The 15,436-nt window shown below is 58.6% G+C and carries 14 protein-coding genes; 6 read left to right on the top strand and 8 right to left on the bottom strand.

Annotated elements, in window-relative coordinates; genetic code table 11:
- Positions 1-18 precede the first annotated feature (18 nt).
- The 8 genes from HMPREF3107_RS00070 to HMPREF3107_RS00035 form a co-directional block, all read right to left on the bottom strand.
- Entirely contained in the window at positions 19-1,287 is a 1,269-nt protein-coding gene (locus tag HMPREF3107_RS00070) for an NRAMP family divalent metal transporter (protein WP_070451814.1), read from the bottom strand.
- 321 nt (positions 1,288-1,608) lie between these two features.
- On the bottom strand, positions 1,609-2,742 hold the full coding sequence (locus HMPREF3107_RS00065) for a YadA-like family protein (RefSeq protein ID WP_083284567.1): 1,134 nt from the start codon (positions 2,740-2,742) through the stop codon (positions 1,609-1,611).
- A gap of 109 nt (positions 2,743-2,851) precedes the next feature.
- Positions 2,852-3,745: a patatin-like phospholipase family protein gene (locus tag HMPREF3107_RS00060; RefSeq protein ID WP_070451808.1), complete on the bottom strand. Its 894-nt coding sequence runs from the start codon at positions 3,743-3,745 to the stop codon at positions 2,852-2,854.
- Positions 3,746-3,842: 97 nt separating this feature from the next.
- Positions 3,843-4,628 (bottom strand): methyltransferase, encoded by a 786-nt coding sequence (locus tag HMPREF3107_RS00055; RefSeq protein WP_070451806.1) that lies wholly within the window; start codon positions 4,626-4,628, stop codon positions 3,843-3,845.
- Between the two features lie 275 nt (positions 4,629-4,903).
- The gene (locus HMPREF3107_RS00050) at positions 4,904-6,505 is read right to left on the bottom strand and encodes a squalene/phytoene synthase family protein (RefSeq protein ID WP_070451803.1); all 1,602 of its coding nucleotides are present in this window, start codon (positions 6,503-6,505) and stop codon (positions 4,904-4,906) included.
- Positions 6,502-7,419, bottom strand: coding sequence for a fatty acid desaturase family protein (locus HMPREF3107_RS00045; protein ID WP_070451802.1), 918 nt, complete (start codon positions 7,417-7,419; stop codon positions 6,502-6,504). The genes HMPREF3107_RS00050 and HMPREF3107_RS00045 overlap by 4 nt, the downstream gene beginning before the upstream one ends.
- A 165-nt stretch (positions 7,420-7,584) precedes the next feature.
- The gene (locus HMPREF3107_RS00040) at positions 7,585-7,770 is read right to left on the bottom strand and encodes an oxidoreductase-like domain-containing protein (protein WP_070451799.1); all 186 of its coding nucleotides are present in this window, start codon (positions 7,768-7,770) and stop codon (positions 7,585-7,587) included.
- The gene (locus HMPREF3107_RS00035; RefSeq protein ID WP_070451796.1) at positions 7,745-7,981 is read right to left on the bottom strand and encodes an RNA-binding S4 domain-containing protein; all 237 of its coding nucleotides are present in this window, start codon (positions 7,979-7,981) and stop codon (positions 7,745-7,747) included. The genes HMPREF3107_RS00040 and HMPREF3107_RS00035 overlap by 26 nt, the downstream gene beginning before the upstream one ends.
- 266 nt (positions 7,982-8,247) lie before the next feature.
- Here HMPREF3107_RS00035 and HMPREF3107_RS00030 point away from each other — a divergent pair, with 266 nt between their 5' ends.
- From HMPREF3107_RS00030 to murU, 6 genes are all read left to right on the top strand, one after another.
- Positions 8,248-8,442 carry a YgaP family membrane protein gene (locus tag HMPREF3107_RS00030; protein WP_041961223.1) on the top strand — a complete coding sequence of 65 codons (195 nt, stop codon included), beginning with the start codon at positions 8,248-8,250 and terminating at the stop codon, positions 8,440-8,442.
- Between the two features lie 12 nt (positions 8,443-8,454).
- Positions 8,455-8,976: a rhodanese-like domain-containing protein gene (locus HMPREF3107_RS00025; protein ID WP_070451794.1), complete on the top strand. Its 522-nt coding sequence runs from the start codon at positions 8,455-8,457 to the stop codon at positions 8,974-8,976.
- 86 nt (positions 8,977-9,062) lie between these two features.
- Positions 9,063-9,365 carry an ArsR/SmtB family transcription factor gene (locus HMPREF3107_RS00020; protein WP_070451851.1) on the top strand — a complete coding sequence of 101 codons (303 nt, stop codon included), beginning with the start codon at positions 9,063-9,065 and terminating at the stop codon, positions 9,363-9,365.
- Between the two features lie 142 nt (positions 9,366-9,507).
- Positions 9,508-12,933, top strand: a complete 3,426-nt coding sequence (dnaE, locus tag HMPREF3107_RS00015) for a DNA polymerase III subunit alpha (protein ID WP_070451791.1) — start codon at positions 9,508-9,510, stop codon at positions 12,931-12,933.
- Between the two features lie 229 nt (positions 12,934-13,162).
- Positions 13,163-14,527, top strand: coding sequence for a tRNA uridine-5-carboxymethylaminomethyl(34) synthesis GTPase MnmE (mnmE, locus tag HMPREF3107_RS00010; protein WP_070451788.1), 1,365 nt, complete (start codon positions 13,163-13,165; stop codon positions 14,525-14,527).
- Between the two features lie 143 nt (positions 14,528-14,670).
- Positions 14,671-15,360: an N-acetylmuramate alpha-1-phosphate uridylyltransferase MurU gene (murU, locus tag HMPREF3107_RS00005; protein ID WP_070451785.1), complete on the top strand. Its 690-nt coding sequence runs from the start codon at positions 14,671-14,673 to the stop codon at positions 15,358-15,360.
- The last annotated feature ends 76 nt before the right edge of the window (positions 15,361-15,436 follow it).

Below are 15,436 nucleotides of genomic sequence, written 5' to 3'. Positions count from 1 at the left end.
GGCCTCTCCTTCAACTGCCTATTTGAAATCTTTGAATGCGCCGCCCAAGTCGAACAAGAACAATACGGTAAACCCGATCAGGTAAACCAGGCCGAGGATGGCGAGGACATTCATGCCCGCCGTCAGCTTGTGGCGTTTGTCGTCTTTGACGAGGCGGTAGTTCAGCCAGGCGAACACGGGGGCGGCAACGAAGGCGGTAATCATGGCGAATTTGAGCAGTTCGGCCATCGCGCTGTTGAACCAGAAAATCACCGCCAAGCCCGTACCTGCGACCCAAACGTTCCAGGCAAACAATTCGAGGTTGCCCGTTTTGTCTTTACCGCGCAGCAGGCGCACCGGCTCGGCAATCGCGCGCGCGTAACCGTCCACCACGGTAATCGTCGTGCCGTACATGCAGGCGAAGGCGATAAACGCCACCATCGGCCGCGACCAGTCGCCGATGGTAACGGCGTACATATTGATCAACTGTCCGACGTATTCGCCGCCCTTCATTTTGACCGCCTCGCCGTTGCCGTACTGCACATACGCGCCCAAGGCAAGGAAAACGACGGCCAGCACCGCGCTGGTGATGTAGCCGACGTTGAAGTCGAAAATGCCGTCGCGGTAGCTCGAAGGATTGAGCCGCTGTTTTTCCGTAACCCACAGCGAATTGATGGCCGAAATCTCAATCGGCGCGGGCATCCAGCCCATCAGCGCGATGAGGAAGCCCAAAGCGGTGAATGTCCACGGGGTAGGCTCGATGAAGTCGGGCTTCATCTGCATCCCGCGCGACATGGCGATGGCGGCTGCGGCGACCGTGGCAATCGTCAGGCTGACGATGATGATTTTGGAAACGTTGTCCAAGGCTTTGTAGCGTCCGCTCGCCAGAATAATCAGGCAGGAAGCCATAATCAGCGCGGCGATTGCACCGACATTCAAGGTCAGCGAAGGAATCGCCATCTTCACGATGGCGGCGGTTACGACGGCCACCGCGCCCGCATTGATTGTGGCCGATGCCACGCACAAAATCAGGAATACCCACAAATAAACGCGGCTTTTCTCGGCATAGCCCTCAATCAGGCTTTTGCCCATATCCAGCGTGTAGTGCGCGCTGAAACGGAAAAACGGATATTTGAACAGGTTGGTCAAAATAATAATCAGCGCGAGCTGCCAGCCGTAGAGCGCGCCCGCCTGCGTGGAGGCAATCAGGTGCGAACCGCCGACCGCCGCCGACGCCATCATGATTCCCGGCCCCAGCGCGTTGAGTTTGCTCTGCCAAGTCGAAGCGTGTGTATGTTGTCCGGACATAGTATTCCCGCCTTTTCAGACGGCCTTTACAAAAAAAAGCGCATTCTAACGCAAACCGAGATGTTTTAGCTGTGCCGAAGTCCGGTTTTAGCTTCTTTGAAGCCGCACTTTCAGGCAGCCTCAGCCATATATTATGCTTCGTTTTAAATATTTTTTCGGATTAGATGCTTTTTATCAGGCAGAAAAGGTACTTAATGCCCCAAACGGCGGATACGGCGGCCTTATCGCGCTTTTTTGGCGGCGGATGAAGGGAGGCCGTCTGAAACGGTTTCAGACGGCCTTTCCCGATTCATGTCGTGCTTGGCTTGCACAATTTAAAGACTACCATTGATATAGTGCGCCCGCACCTGCACCGAATTTTCCCTTACTATTTGACGATATGCTGCCTTTGAATACCCAATTTTCTCCGGGAGTGACGGCAGAGAAGCCGACAGCGATAGCAGATTGCCCGCTATAAACGCCCGTACCGATGCCGATACCTGCGGTACCTGCTTTAGTCGCCTGCGGGATTGAAGCCTGGGCAATAGCGGATGCAGCAGAAGCATCTGCCTTTTTGCCGATATCGTAAATTTTACTTTCGATTTCGCGGACGTGATTTAGAACAGAATCGTGCCTTGTAGAAAGCCTTTCTTCCAATGTCCTTAATTGTTCGGTATTGACCGCATTTAGTGCCTTCAGTTGAGCAACATTGACCGCATCAGCATCTGCAGTACCGGCTGCCACATTATTGATTTGGCGGGTTACCAATTTTGAAGAATCAGAGCTACCTACCGAAACTGCGGCGTGGGTTGCCTTCCATACGGCACCAGTCAAATTTTTCCCGCTCGGATCGTACCCTGCCTCCCCTTTATCGACAGTGGCTTTTGAATACGCTCCTAAAGCTACGCCGTTATCGACATCGGCACCCGAACTCAAGCCTAAGGCGACCGATTGATTGCCTTTTGCTACAGCAGAAACCCCTGAGGAGATCGAATAGGCTCCTTCGGCTTTGCTTGATGTGCCTATAGCGGTAGAGTAGGTCCCGCTTGCTACGGCCCAGTTACCGACCGCCGCAGCCCCGGTATTTTTTGCCTGTGCCTTGTAACCGTATGCACTTGCTCCCCAGCCATCTGATTCTGCTTCTACACCGACGGAGGTTGCAGAACCTTGATTTGCAGCCGACCCGTTGCCTATAGCTACGCTGTTATTTGCATCATTACCGCTGCTTCCCGGTTTGACTTTGACACCATTGCCGATGAGGATGTTGTTCGTGCCTGGGGAAATAACCGTACTTGAGCCAATCACGATGTTTTTAGTCCCGGCCGCAGCCGCATCATTATTATAGTTGCCGTCGGCTGCAGTACCGTCGATACTGATAAAGTGGTCAGCCGCATATGCCCCGGCAGATAATGTCATGAGGGATGCACTTATTGCCAAGGCTAATAGTTTTTTATTCATTACGGTATTTGTTTTCATGAATTGTTCCAAAGTTAATTTACTGAGGGTTTGTTCATCCTATCGTAAAAGTGCTGTGTGTGCAATGCAATTAAAATGCAAGAGTATATTTTAATAGGTTTTTTTATGTTTAGTAGCGATAGGCGGCGAGTTTGCGTTTGATTTCCGGCAGGGCGGCGAGGGCGGCTTGTTCGCCGATTTTGATCGCCTGCGCTTTTTGGTCGAATCCGCCTACCGCGCCCAGCGATTGAACCTGCGGTTTGATGACGACGTCGGCTTTGGACAGTTCGCCGTTGAGGGCGGAGGTGCTCATGATGTTGAGGGTTTGGTCGAGGTAGGAGAGGAAGTCTTTGCTCGGCGAGGCTGTAGGTTTGGCGGAAATGTCCACGGCGATGACGAAGTTCGCGCCTTGGCCGCGCGCGGCGGTAACGGGCACGGGCTGGGTCAGGCCGCCGTCCACATAGCGGCGGCCGGCGATGACGACGGGCTGGAAGACGTTGGGGATGGCGGCGGAGGCGCGGACGGCTTGTCCGGCGTTGCCCCTGTTGAAGGCGACGGCTTTGCCGGTGGAGAAGTCGGTGGCGACGGCGGCGAATTTAATCGGGAATTGCTGGATGGGGCGGTTGCCGACTTTGTGGTTGATGTAGTTTTGCAGTTTTTCGCCTTTGATGAAGCCGCTGGTGGAGAGGGTGAGGTCGACGAGGTCGGTTTTGCCGAGGATTTCGGCTTCGAGTTCCATGCGGTCGGGCGACATGCCGCTGGCGTACATGCTGCCGACTATCGCGCCCGCGCTGGTGCCGGTAACGACTTTGACGGGGATGTTGTGTTGTTTGAGGACTTTGAGGATGCCGATGTGGGCGAAGCCTTTGGATGCGCCGCCGCCCAGTGCGATGGCGACGACGGCCTGCGGTTTTTGGCGGGTAACCGTGGGTTGGCTGCCGCCGGGTTTGGTGCTGCTCGGGCAGGCGGTGAGCAGGAGGGCGCACAGGGCGGTCAGGGCGGTACGGCGGGTGTATTTCTGCATGTTTTTTCCTTCGGGTGGGTTGTTGCTTGATGGAACGGGCTGCGCGGGTGTTTCAGACGGCCTCTTTCGGTTGGCGGCCGTCTGAAAAGGCGGCTGTTCAGGTTTTTTTCGGGAAGAAGTGTACTTCGTTTTCGCCCGCAGGCAGGATTTTTTTCTTGACGGCGTGGCCGAAGACGGTTTCGAGTGTCAGCTCGGGCGGGGTTTGCCGCTGCCACAGTCCGGCAATGGCGGGGCGGGCGGCGGCCGGGTCGTCGAAGTCCAGCGCGTGCCAGAGGCCGAGGATGTCCATGTCTTGCAGGAAGGTGTCGGCGGTGCGGTATTCCAGTTTCAGGCGGGCGGTGTCGGTTACAGGGTCGTAGAAGCCGCTGTCGGCCAGCATGTCGCCCAGGTCGTGCATGTCGATGAGGGCGGGGCGGCGGGCGGCGATGCCTTGTTGCGCCAGGGTGTCGGTCAGTTCGAGCAGGGTGTCGCGGCCGAAGTGGGTGAAGAAGAGCAGGCCGTCGGTTTGCAGTGCGCCCGCCCAGCTTGCGAAAACGGCCACGGGATTGTGTTCGGTGGCGAGGCCGAGGTTGCTCCACAGCATGTCGGCCGAGGCTTCGGGCAGGGGGGCGGAAAGGGCTTGGCAGTGTTGGGGGACGGTTTTCCCCGCCAGTTTGGACAGCAGGCCGCCGCCGCGTTTGTCGGCCGCGTCGCGCAGGCATTCGGGGCGGGGGTCGTATTCGGCAAAGGCCGCTTTGGGGTAGCGGGCGGCAAGCAGGCGGCGGCTGTTATCGCCGTCGGCACCGGCCAGGAGGATGCGGCGGGGGACGGTTTTGACGATTTGCAGCCGTTGGTCGGCCTGTTCGGCAAGGTGGCGGTGGATTTGCCAGCGGTCGTTGGTCATGCGTGATTCTCCTTTAATGTGCGGCGGGCGGTTTGTCCGATTATGACTTCAAATACAGTAAATTCAAATTAAGAACGCTCCATATCGTCATGCCCGCGCAGGCGGAAACCCGAACCGTCGGATAACCGCCCTTTCCTATCCATTCCTGAAAACGCAAACCCTGGATTCCCGCCTGCGCAGGCATGGCGATGGCGGGTATTTTTTATTTTAATTCACGATAAAACCCGCCATACCGCCCTTGGTTTGCATAAACTTTGTGCCGCCGAAGCCGCGTTTCAGACGGCCTGATCCGTCGGCCCGTTTAGCCACGGGTAGCGGGCGGGCAGCCGTTGTTCGGCGAAACGGCGCACGGAACAGGCGAATAGGTTTGAGATGCGGCGTGCGGTTTCGTCGTTCAGGACGGCGGTGCGGCGGTCGGCTTGGTCGAGCAGGTGCAGGGCGCGGCTTCTTTCCTGCCGCATCCAATCGCGGAAGGCCGCATCGGCACTCAGTGCGGCGGGGTCGTGCCGTTTTTCAGACGGCCATCCTGTCTGCCGCCAGAGTTCGGACGGAATATTGACGATGCCCGCGCGCAGGTCTTCAGGCAGGTCGCGCATGGTGGAACACCAGCCCAAGGCATCGACCAGTTCGGGCAGGTCGCGGCCGCGCACGGATGAGCCCAAGGCAGCCAAAAGCAGGTCGAGTGAGCGGGTGAAGGTGCGGCGGTGCTGGGCGGCGATTTCGGCTCCAGTCCACAGTTGCGCCCGTTCGGCACGCAGGCGGTCAAGGTGCATGGTGTGCAGCAGCCCGAGGGTGCGGGTGAGGGCGAAACGGGCAGCAGCGGCGGGTAGGACGGTTTCCGTTTTACCGGAATGCTTAGCATTCGCTTTGGCTTCGCCCAAACCCTCTATATCCGTTTTAGCTTCGCAAGAACTCACTGCCTTCGTTTTAGCTTCGCAGAAACTCGCTTCGCTCGTTTTCAGACGGCCTCTGAAGTCAGCGGCCAGCCGGCTGTACGGGTCGTTTTCGTCGAAACGGCCGTGCCGCCATTCCCGTATCAGGCGGCGGGCTTCTTCATCGGCCGTGCGCGCCGTCTGTCGGTCGCCGTCCATCAGGTCGTCGAAGGCCTGCAAAAAGCAATAGCCCGACACCAGCAGGCCGCCGCGCGCGGGATGCCGCAGCCTGTACGCGGCCAGAATCAGGCTGATGAGGGCGTAGCGGCGGTGGCGGCGGGCGAAGGCGGCTTGTTCGAGCAGCATCTGCCATTCGGCGGATACGCGCCGCAAGATGTCCGGCCGCCGCGCCCACGGGCCGACAGTGTGCCAGACGGCGGCGGCCAACAGTGCGCCGCACACGAGGTCGGACAGGTGGTGTTCGTGTATCAGGAGGGTGGATGCAACGACGGCTGCCGCCCACGGTGCAATCAGGGCGAAGCGTGCCGCCGAATGCCTCCATGCGGCAAGGGCCGCGGTGCAGGCGAAGGCGGCGTGCAGCGAGGGCAGGTGGTTGTGCGCCATACTCAAATGATCCGCCAATGCGAACCACGGCTGCCAAAAGCCTTCGGCAAGACGCGGCGGATAGGCCGTCTGAACGGGCAGGAGGATGAAAAACGGGCAGGCGGCGGCCAATTCGGCGGTCAAAACGGCAAACAACACCCAAGTTTCGCGCCAGTCGGCCCAACGGACGGAAGCCGCCAACAGCAGCGGTACGGTAAGGTAAACCGCACTCCAGGCGGGCAGGAAGGGGATGGCGGACTCAAACGACAAGGCAGGGCTGATGTGCCACGGAATATACGCGGCAATCAAATTGCTGCCGCCGTAGCCCGCGAGGAACAGCAGGGCGAACAGGGCGGCCAGCACAAAGAAGAAACGGCGCGGATGCGGCAGGCCGGCGTTCATTCGATACGCCCCTGTTTGAATACCGGAAAATCTTCGGGACGGCGCGGCCCGCGCCAGCAGCTCAGCCAAACGGCGAAAAAATGCGGCCCTTCACCGGCATGGAGGGGCAGTTCGCGCCAGGAAAGCTCGGGATGCCGGTGGTGCGCCAGATGCAGGTGGTAGTTGAGGAAAACCGCCCGCAGCCAACGCGGCACGCGCAGGTTCCACGCGCCGTTTTTGCAGTCGAACGGCGAGAAGGCATGGTCGGTGTATTGCAGCGAACTCCAGACAAAGCCGAAGGCGGCATAGCAGGCCAGCCAGCCGCCCCACGTCCAGCCGAACAGCCAGGCCCAGAAAAGCTGCCACGCCGCCGAGCCGAATATTTCCAAACGGGCGGACAATTGCGGCAGGCGGTCAAGGCTGCCGATATAGTCTTCCGCCCCGCTCTGCAAGCCGCCACGGCGGCCGAAAAGTGCGGCCAAGCGGCGGCGGACGAAACGCGGCGTGGCGGCATAGAAAAACACGCCGATGATGGCGCACGGCCAATAAAGGCCGGTAAAGATGGCGTACCACTGGGCGTATTTCAGCCACAACACGTCGCCGTCGTGCAGGGTATCGAATTGCTCGGACGGCGAACGGTTGTTGCGGTGGTGGGTGAGGTGGAACATGCGCTGCACGGCAAAGCCGGTGGGAAACCAGAAGGCGGCGAGGCGGCCGCACCACGCGTTCAGCCGCCTGTCGGGCGCGAACGAGCCGTGCACGCTTTCGTGCAGCAGCGCAAACATCGTATTGTTGCTCAAGGCAAACAGTGCGGCCGCCACGGCCGTCCCCCACCAAGGTGCGTGCGAGGCGGCGTAAAGCAGCAGCAGGTTGGCGGCATTGGCGGCGGCCAGCAGGATCAGGTTGAGTTTGGCGGTGGAAACGGATACGGACATGGATAGGGTTCGGAATAGTTTCGGGGTTGTACGGATTAGCCGCATTCGTTTGAACTGTATTGGAATTTAGGCTTTCAGACGGCCTCATACGGAATGGAGGCCGTCTGAAAGCGCAGTTCGGCGGCGTTAAAATCCCTGTTCGATTGAACCGGCGGACAAGGCGGCTTAGGGCCCGGACGGCGCATCCGCCTGCACCTGCCGTTTCAAAGCCTCGTATTCCGCCTTTTCGCGGCGGTAGATTTCAAACGTGCAGGCATCGCCGCATTCGCTGCCGCAGCACTCCCAATCTTCGGGCGGTACGGGTTCGGGCGGCAGCGCGGCTTCATTATTCGCCGTCGGGGTCGCAGCCATCGCGCACCTCCAGCACCGCGCCGTCGAACTCAATCACTTCGCCGCCGTGTATTTTCGCCGTTTTGCGGGTTTCGACCGCGCCGTTGCGCAACACCAGCCCTTCGGCAATCACAGCCTTCGCCTGTCCGCCGCTTTCGGCCAGTCCGGCCAGTTTCAACAGGTCGCACAAGGCGATGTATTCTTCGTTTTCCAGATAAACGGTTGCATGCATAAGGCGGCTTTCGGAATCATGTTTCGGTTTGACAACTTTTCAGACGGTCTATTTTAACGGAAAACGTTCAGGCCGTCTGAAAGCAAAAATTTCGTTGGGAAGACAGATTCCTACGGCATTAAATCGTACGTGGAGCACTTCTGCAAAGCCCAAACCGCCGCAAACCGTTTGACAAAGCCTGCTTAGAGATATATTATTTATTATATATAATTTTTATTATATGTATTTATTTTTAGGTGACTCATTCTCAGACAAGGAGCAATAAAATGAAACGGAATTTGGGTAATTTAGACCGCATTATCCGCATCGTTATCGGTGTGGCATTGATTGCGGCAGCCGCCACGGGACAAATCGGCTGGTGGGGATGGCTGGGGATCGTGCCGCTGGCCACCGCGCTGATGGGGAGCTGCGTGCTGTACAGCTTATTGGGCATCAATACCTGCCGAATTGACAAAAAATAAAGAAGGCCAACCATGAATAAGGACGGACGACTCCCGTTAATCGCCCCTGCCGAAGCGGCAGCCAAAATCCGCGAAGGCGCGTTGGCGGCGGACATCCGCAGCCAGTCGGAATATCGGGGCGGGCATATCGGCGGCCCATTGTCCCTGCCTCCGGAGCAGCATCGAGGCAAACTGCCCGACAACGCCGCGCCCTGCGTGATTTTTTATTGTTTGGGCGGCAAACGCACGGCAATGGCGGAAGCGGTGTTGGCGGAACTCGGCCGAGGGCGCGAGTGCTACATTCTCGAAGGCGGTTTGCAGGCATGGAAAGCCGCCGGGCTGCCCGTCGAAGCCGACCGCGCCGCGCCCGATATCATGCGGCAGGTGCAAACCATTGCCGGCGGGCTGATTCTGTTCGGCGTACTGGCGGGTTGGCTGGTGTCGCCGTGGTTTTACCTGATAAACGCGGCAGTCGGCGCAGGCCTGCTGACGGCCGGGCTGACCGGATTCTGCGGCATGGCACGGCTGTTGGCCAACATGCCGTGGAACCGTTAAACGACAGGGGAGGCCGTCTGAAAGTTGCCGACGGAGCCGTTATCGCCGACAATGCCGCCCCTCCCCCCGTTTGCCGAGAAACCGATATGACCGACTCTGCCGACCAACCGCCCTACGAAGAAGCCGCCGCTTTTCTGAAACTGCTGGCCAATCCGAACCGTCTGGCCGTGTTATGCAAACTGCACGAGCGGCCGCACAACGTAACCGAGCTGGCCGAAGCGGCCGGACTGCCGCAGGCGGCGATGTCCAGCCAGTTGGCACTGCTGCGCGAAGCCGGGTTGGTGTCCTGCGAGGCCAACCACCGGGAGCGGCAGTATTACATTGCCGACCCACGGGTAAACGACACCGTACGGCTGCTGTATTCCTTCTTTTGCACCCCGAAAAGCTGAAACGCCGTTGCCGGGCAGAAAGGCCGTCTGAAAATGTGTTTCCGCATGTTCAGACGGCCTCTCTGTTACAATACGCCCTGTATTTGTTCCGCCTGACCGCCCCGCCGGAGGCCGTCTGAAACCTTTCCGCAAAGTCCCTGCCATGTCCGATCCCGTTTACATCCCGCTGCGCCTGCATTCCGAATACTCCATCACCGACGGCACGGTGCGCCTGAAGGCCTTGATAAAAAAAGCCTTGGCGGAAGGCTTGCCCGCACTCGGCATCAGCGACCTGATGAACGGGTTCGGCCTCGTGAAATTCTACAAAGCCTGCCGCGGAGCGGGCATCAAACCCGTCATCGGCGCAGACGTGCGCATCGAAAATCCCGACCGCCCCGACACACCCTTCCGCGCCCTTTTGCTGGTTAAAAACCACAACGGCTATCTACGCCTGAGCGAACTGCTCACCTGCGCCTTCACCTGTCAGGAAGAAGGCCGCCTGCCGCAGTTGAAACTGGCATGGCTGGGCGAAGGCGGCAACGAAGGCTTGATCTGTCTGTCGGGGGCGCATTACGGCGAAGTCGGCCTCAATCTGATGAACGGCCACGAAGCGGCGGCCGAAGCGGCGGCAGAAAAGTATGCCGCCCTGTTTCCAAACGCTTTCTACCTCGAACTGCAACGCCTGCCCGAAAAACCGGAGTGGGAGCGTTCAGTGGCAGGCAGCACGGCCTTGGCGCGGAAGCTGAATCTGCCCGTGGTGGCCACGCACCCGACCCAATTCCTCGAGCCGGAAGACTTCCTCGCGCACGAGGCGCGGGTGTGCATTGCCGAAGGCTGGACGCTGGCCGACCGCAAACGACCGCGCGAATTTTCCCCGAGCCAATATTTTGTCGGTGCGGAAACAATGGCGGAACGTTTCGCCGACTTGCCCGAAGCCTTGGAAAACACGGTGGAAATCGCTAAACGCTGCAACCTGAACATTACACTGGGTCAAAACTTCCTGCCTTTATTCCCAACACCGGACGGCCTGTCGCTGGACGATTATCTGGTGAAGCTGTCCAACGAGGGTTTGCAGGAACGCATGGTTCAGCTTTATCCCGACGAGGCGGAGCGGGCGGCGAAAATGCCGGAATATCAGGAGCGGCTGGATTTTGAGTTGAACATCATCATCCAGATGAAATTCCCCGGCTATTTCCTTATCGTACAAGACTTTATCAACTGGGCAAAAACGCACGGCTGTCCGGTAGGGCCGGGACGCGGTTCGGGCGCGGGTTCGCTGGTGGCGTATTCGCTGAAGATTACCGACCTCGACCCGCTGAAATACGCGCTGCTGTTCGAACGTTTCCTAAACCCCGAACGCGTTTCCATGCCCGACTTCGACGTGGACTTCTGTCAGGCAAACCGCGGGCGCGTGATTGAATATGTGCGCGAAAAATACGGCGCGGAGGCGGTCAGCCAGATTGTGACCTTCGGCACAATGTCGTCCAAAGCGGTCATCCGCGACGTAGGTCGCGTGTTGGAGCTGCCGTTTACCCTGTGCGACAAACTGTCTAAGCTGATTCCGCTGGAAGCCAACAAACCTCTGGGTTTGGACGACGCGATGAAGGCGGAGCCGCAAATTCAGGAATTGATTGAAGCGGAAGAAGCGGACGAACTGATTACGCTGGCGAAAAAGCTGGAAGATTTGACGCGCGGTCTGGGTATGCACGCGGGCGGCGTGTTGATTGCGCCGGGCAAGATTTCCGATTACAGCCCCGTGTATCAGGCAGACGAATCCGCCTCGCCCGTATCCATGTACGACAAGGGCGACGTGGAAGACGTGGGTTTGGTGAAGTTCGACTTTTTGGGCCTGCGCAACCTGACCATTATCGAAATGGCGCAGCACAACATCAAAAATACCACCGGCGATATTGTCGATGTCGGCACAATCCCGCTTGACGACCAAGCCGCCTACAAAATCTTCCGCGACGCGAACACCACCGCCGTATTCCAGTTCGAATCGACCGGCATGAAAAAAATGCTGAAAACGGCGCACACCACCAAGTTTGAAGAACTCATCGCCTTCGTATCGCTCTACCGTCCCGGCCCGATGGACAACATCCCCGACTTCGTCGCGCGTATGAAGGGTCAGGAATTCCAATACATCCACCCGCTGCTCGAAGGCATCCTCGCGCCGACCTACGGAATTATGGTGTATCAGGAACAAGTGATGCAGGCGGCGCAGATTATCGGCGGCTACTCGCTCGGCGGCGCGGACTTACTGCGCCGCGCCATGGGTAAGAAAAAGCCCGAAGAAATGGTGAAACACCGCGAAATCTTCGCCGAAGGCGCGGCGAAACAAGGCATTTCGCGCGAAAAATCCGACGAAATCTTCAACTACATGGAAAAATTCGCCGGCTACGGTTTCAATAAATCCCACGCCGCCGCCTACGCCCTGATTTCCTACCAGACCGCATGGCTCAAAGCCCATTATCCTGCCGAATTTATGGCGGCGACCATGTCCAGCGAGTTGACCGACACCGACCAGCTCAAATTGTTTTACGAAGACGCGCTGGCCAACGGCATCACCTTCCTGCCGCCCGACATCAACGAATCAGACTACCTCTTCACCCCCGACGGCGAACGCCATATCCGCTACGCGCTGGGCGCAGTCAAAGGCGTAGGCGAAGGCGCGGTACAAAGCATCGTTGAAGCACGACAGGACGGCCGCTTCCGCGACCTGTTCGATTTTTGCGAACGAATGGGCAAAGAACACATGAACAAGCGCACGCTGGAATCGCTGATTAAGGCCGGTGCGTTCGACGGCATCAATCCCAACCGCGCCATGCTGTTGGCCAACATCGACCTCGCCATCGGCAACGCCGAACAACAGGCGGCCAATGCCAACCAAGGCGGCCTGTTTGACTTTGCGGAAGATGCCATCGGCGCGATAGAAATGGTAGAAACCGCGTCGTGGGGCGACGCGGTGAAACTGGCGGAAGAAAAAAGCGTCATCGGCTTTTATTTTTCCGGCCACCCTTTCGGCCCTTATGCCGAAGAAATCCGCCGCTTCGCGCCGCAGAAACTGTCGAAACTCAAACCGCAGGACAGCGTTCGTGTGGCCGGATTCGCCACCGCCATCCGCACCATCATGGGCAAAAACGGCAAACTGGCCTTCGTCCGATTGGAAGACACCGAAGGTTCGGCAGAAGCAATCGTCGCGGGTGAATTATTGGAACAATCCAAAAACATCCTGAAAACAGACCAGGTTCTGATTATGGAATGCCGCGTCAGCCGCAACGACTACAACGGCGGTGAGCTGCGCATCAATGCCAACAGCGTCATGACCCTGCCGCAGGCGCGGGAAAAATTCGCCCGCAACCTCACCCTGACCTGCCGCCCCGAACACGACATCGAAGCCCTGCTGAACCTGCTGGCGCAATACCGGAGCAGCGGCCGCGAAGGCATCCCCCTGCGCGTCCGTTACCGCAACGACACTGCCGAAGGCGAGCTGGACCTGCAACGCCGCTGGCAGATAAACGCTGATGCCGCACTGTTCGAACGACTGCAAAACCTGTTGGGCGAATACGGCGTAAACGTCGGCTGGTAGGCCGTCTGAAAAAAGCCTCCTGCTTCCCGATAAAGCCGTATGCTCTGACCGGTAAAAATGAAGATACCTGCCTTGCCTGTTCCGCACAGCGGGCAAAACGGGGATTGAAATACTGAATTTGATTTGAATGCAGCATAAGTTTTGCAGAACCCCTGCTTGCTTTGCAAACTTTGTTGGAGCCGCACTTTCAGACAGCCTCTCATCCGCCAACCCAGAAACGGAACCGCATATGTCCGCATCCCAACCCACCATCGCCGCCATCGCCACTGCACCCGGACGCGGCGGCGTCGGCGTTATACGTCTTTCCGGCAAAAACCTGCTGCCTTTGGCGCAAACCCTCAGCGGCGGCAAAACGCCCAAACCGCGCACCGCACTTTATACCGACTTTCTCGGCGGCGACGGACAGCCGATAGACAACGGCATCCTGCTCTACTTCGCCGCGCCCGCCAGCTTTACCGGTGAAGACGTGATTGAATTGCAGGGACACGGCGGCCCCGTCGTGATGGATATGCTGCTCTCGCGCTGCCTCGAACTGGGCGCGCGTATGGCGGAGCCGGGCGAATTTACCAAACGCGCCTTCCTCAACAACAAACTCGACCTTGCCCAAGCCGAAAGCGTCGCCGACCTCATCGACGCCTCCAGCAAATCCGCCGCGCGCATGGCGTTGCGTTCGCTCAAAGGCGCGTTTTCCCAACACATACACGAGCTGGTGGACGACCTTATTACCCTGCGGATGTTGGTCGAAGCCACGCTCGACTTCCCCGAAGAAGACATCGACTTTCTCGAAGCCGCCGACGCGCGCGGCAAGCTCCAAGCCCTGCAAGGTCGTCTGAAAACCGTCCTCGCCAGCGCGGAACAAGGCGCGATTTTGCGCGAAGGCATGAACGTCGTCCTCGTCGGCGCGCCCAACGTCGGCAAATCCAGCCTGCTCAACGCCTTGGCGGGCGACGACATCGCCATCGTAACCGACATCGCCGGCACCACCCGTGATACCGTGCGCGAACAAATCACCCTCGACGGCGTGCCCGTCCACATCATCGACACCGCCGGCCTGCGCGAAACCGACGACGTGGTCGAACAAATCGGCATCGAACGCAGCCGCAAAGCCGTCACCGAAGCCGATGTCACCCTGATTCTCATTGACCCGCGCGAAGGCTTGAACGCCAAAACCCAAGCCATTTTGAACAACCTCCCCGAAGGTTTGGAAAAAATCGAAATCCACAACAAAGCCGACCTGACCGGCGAACCCGTCGCCGTCCGTTCAGACGGCCTCGCGCAAACCGGCGCGGACACCGTCATCAGCCTGTCCGCCAAAACCGGCGCCGGCCTCGATTTGCTCAAACACGCGCTGTTGCAGGAAGTCGGCTGGCAGGGCGAAAGCGAAAGCCTGTTCCTCGCCCGCAGCCGCCACCTCAACGCCCTGCACGAAGCCGAAGCCGAGCTGGAAAACGCCGCCCTTTGCGACAACAACCAAATCGAGCTTTTCGCCGAACACCTGCGCCTCGCCCAAAACGCGTGCAGCGAAATCACCGGCGAATTTACCGCCGACGATTTGCTGGGCGTGATTTTCTCGCGCTTCTGCATCGGCAAATAAAAAACAGGCCGTCTGAAAAGCTTTCAGACGGCCTGTAAATAGAATTGAAAAAATCACTTAACAAAAAAGCAAAACCGTACGAACGATTAAAACCCCAAACGGCATAAAAAGCCTCCACACACAACTGCTCAAAAAGGATTAACATGAAAGCCATGATACTCGCAGCCGGACGCGGCGAACGGATGCGCCCGCTCACAGATACCACGCCCAAGCCCCTGCTCCAAGTCGGCCGCGAGCCCCTAATCGGTTGGCACCTGCGCCGCCTGGCCGCCGCTGGTATCCGAGAAATCGTCATCAACCATGCCTGGCTCGGACAACAAATCGAAGACACTTTCGGTGATGGCGCAGCTTACGGCGTGCACATCGCCTACTCTGCCGAAGGCGGCCAAGGGCTGGAAACCGCCGGCGGTATCGCCACCGCCCTGCCACTGCTCGGCAGTGATCCCTTCCTCGTCATCAACGGCGACATCCTTACCGACATCGATTTCTCCGTCGCCGTCCGCCAAAGCGAAACCTTGCTTTCAGACGGCCTGGCTTACCTCTGGCTAACCGCAAATCCACCGCACAACCCCGCCGGTGACTTCTCACTACTTTCAGACGGCCTAATCCGAGCCGAAGGCGGTGGCGAACGCCTGACCTTCAGCGGTTGCGGCCTTTACAAAAGCGAACTGTTCGCCGAAACCGCACCACACCGTACAGCCAAACTTGCCCCTCTGCTGCGCGAAGCCATGACTGCCGGAAAAGTACGCGGCCACTGCCACAACGGCCTCTGGCTGGATGTCGGTACACCCGCACGACTAGACGAAGCCCGTTGCTTAGCCGCAAGTTGGTGACTACATTCAACTCCTCCGCTTTCCTGTTAAACAACGATAATCTAAAACGCCGTCTGGAAGCCGATTCAAGCTTTCA

Origin of the sequence: Neisseria sp. HMSC31F04, assembly GCF_001807735.1 — a bacterium.
Lineage (GTDB): Bacteria > Pseudomonadota > Gammaproteobacteria > Burkholderiales > Neisseriaceae > Neisseria > Neisseria elongata.
This window is presented reverse-complemented; position numbering and strand designations above follow the sequence as displayed.

Excerpts from the sequence above, each read along its gene's own strand:
- HMPREF3107_RS00055 (WP_070451806.1), bottom strand. The coding sequence starts at position 4,628 with ATGACCAACGACCGCTGGCAAATCCACCGCCACCTTGCCGAACAGGCC.
- HMPREF3107_RS00040 (WP_070451799.1), bottom strand. The coding sequence starts at position 7,770 with ATGGCTGCGACCCCGACGGCGAATAATGAAGCCGCGCTGCCGCCCGAA.
- dnaE (WP_070451791.1), top strand. The coding sequence starts at position 9,508 with ATGTCCGATCCCGTTTACATCCCGCTGCGCCTGCATTCCGAATACTCC.
- HMPREF3107_RS00060 (WP_070451808.1), bottom strand. The coding sequence starts at position 3,745 with ATGCAGAAATACACCCGCCGTACCGCCCTGACCGCCCTGTGCGCCCTC.
- HMPREF3107_RS00030 (WP_041961223.1), top strand. The coding sequence starts at position 8,248 with ATGAAACGGAATTTGGGTAATTTAGACCGCATTATCCGCATCGTTATC.
- HMPREF3107_RS00045 (WP_070451802.1), bottom strand. The coding sequence starts at position 7,419 with ATGTCCGTATCCGTTTCCACCGCCAAACTCAACCTGATCCTGCTGGCC.
- HMPREF3107_RS00020 (WP_070451851.1), top strand. The coding sequence starts at position 9,063 with ATGACCGACTCTGCCGACCAACCGCCCTACGAAGAAGCCGCCGCTTTT.
- HMPREF3107_RS00065 (WP_083284567.1), bottom strand. The coding sequence starts at position 2,742 with ATGAAAACAAATACCGTAATGAATAAAAAACTATTAGCCTTGGCAATA.
- murU (WP_070451785.1), top strand. The coding sequence starts at position 14,671 with ATGAAAGCCATGATACTCGCAGCCGGACGCGGCGAACGGATGCGCCCG.
- HMPREF3107_RS00025 (WP_070451794.1), top strand. The coding sequence starts at position 8,455 with ATGAATAAGGACGGACGACTCCCGTTAATCGCCCCTGCCGAAGCGGCA.
- HMPREF3107_RS00070 (WP_070451814.1), bottom strand. The coding sequence starts at position 1,287 with ATGTCCGGACAACATACACACGCTTCGACTTGGCAGAGCAAACTCAAC.
- mnmE (WP_070451788.1), top strand. The coding sequence starts at position 13,163 with ATGTCCGCATCCCAACCCACCATCGCCGCCATCGCCACTGCACCCGGA.
- HMPREF3107_RS00035 (WP_070451796.1), bottom strand. The coding sequence starts at position 7,981 with ATGCATGCAACCGTTTATCTGGAAAACGAAGAATACATCGCCTTGTGC.
- HMPREF3107_RS00050 (WP_070451803.1), bottom strand. The coding sequence starts at position 6,505 with ATGAACGCCGGCCTGCCGCATCCGCGCCGTTTCTTCTTTGTGCTGGCC.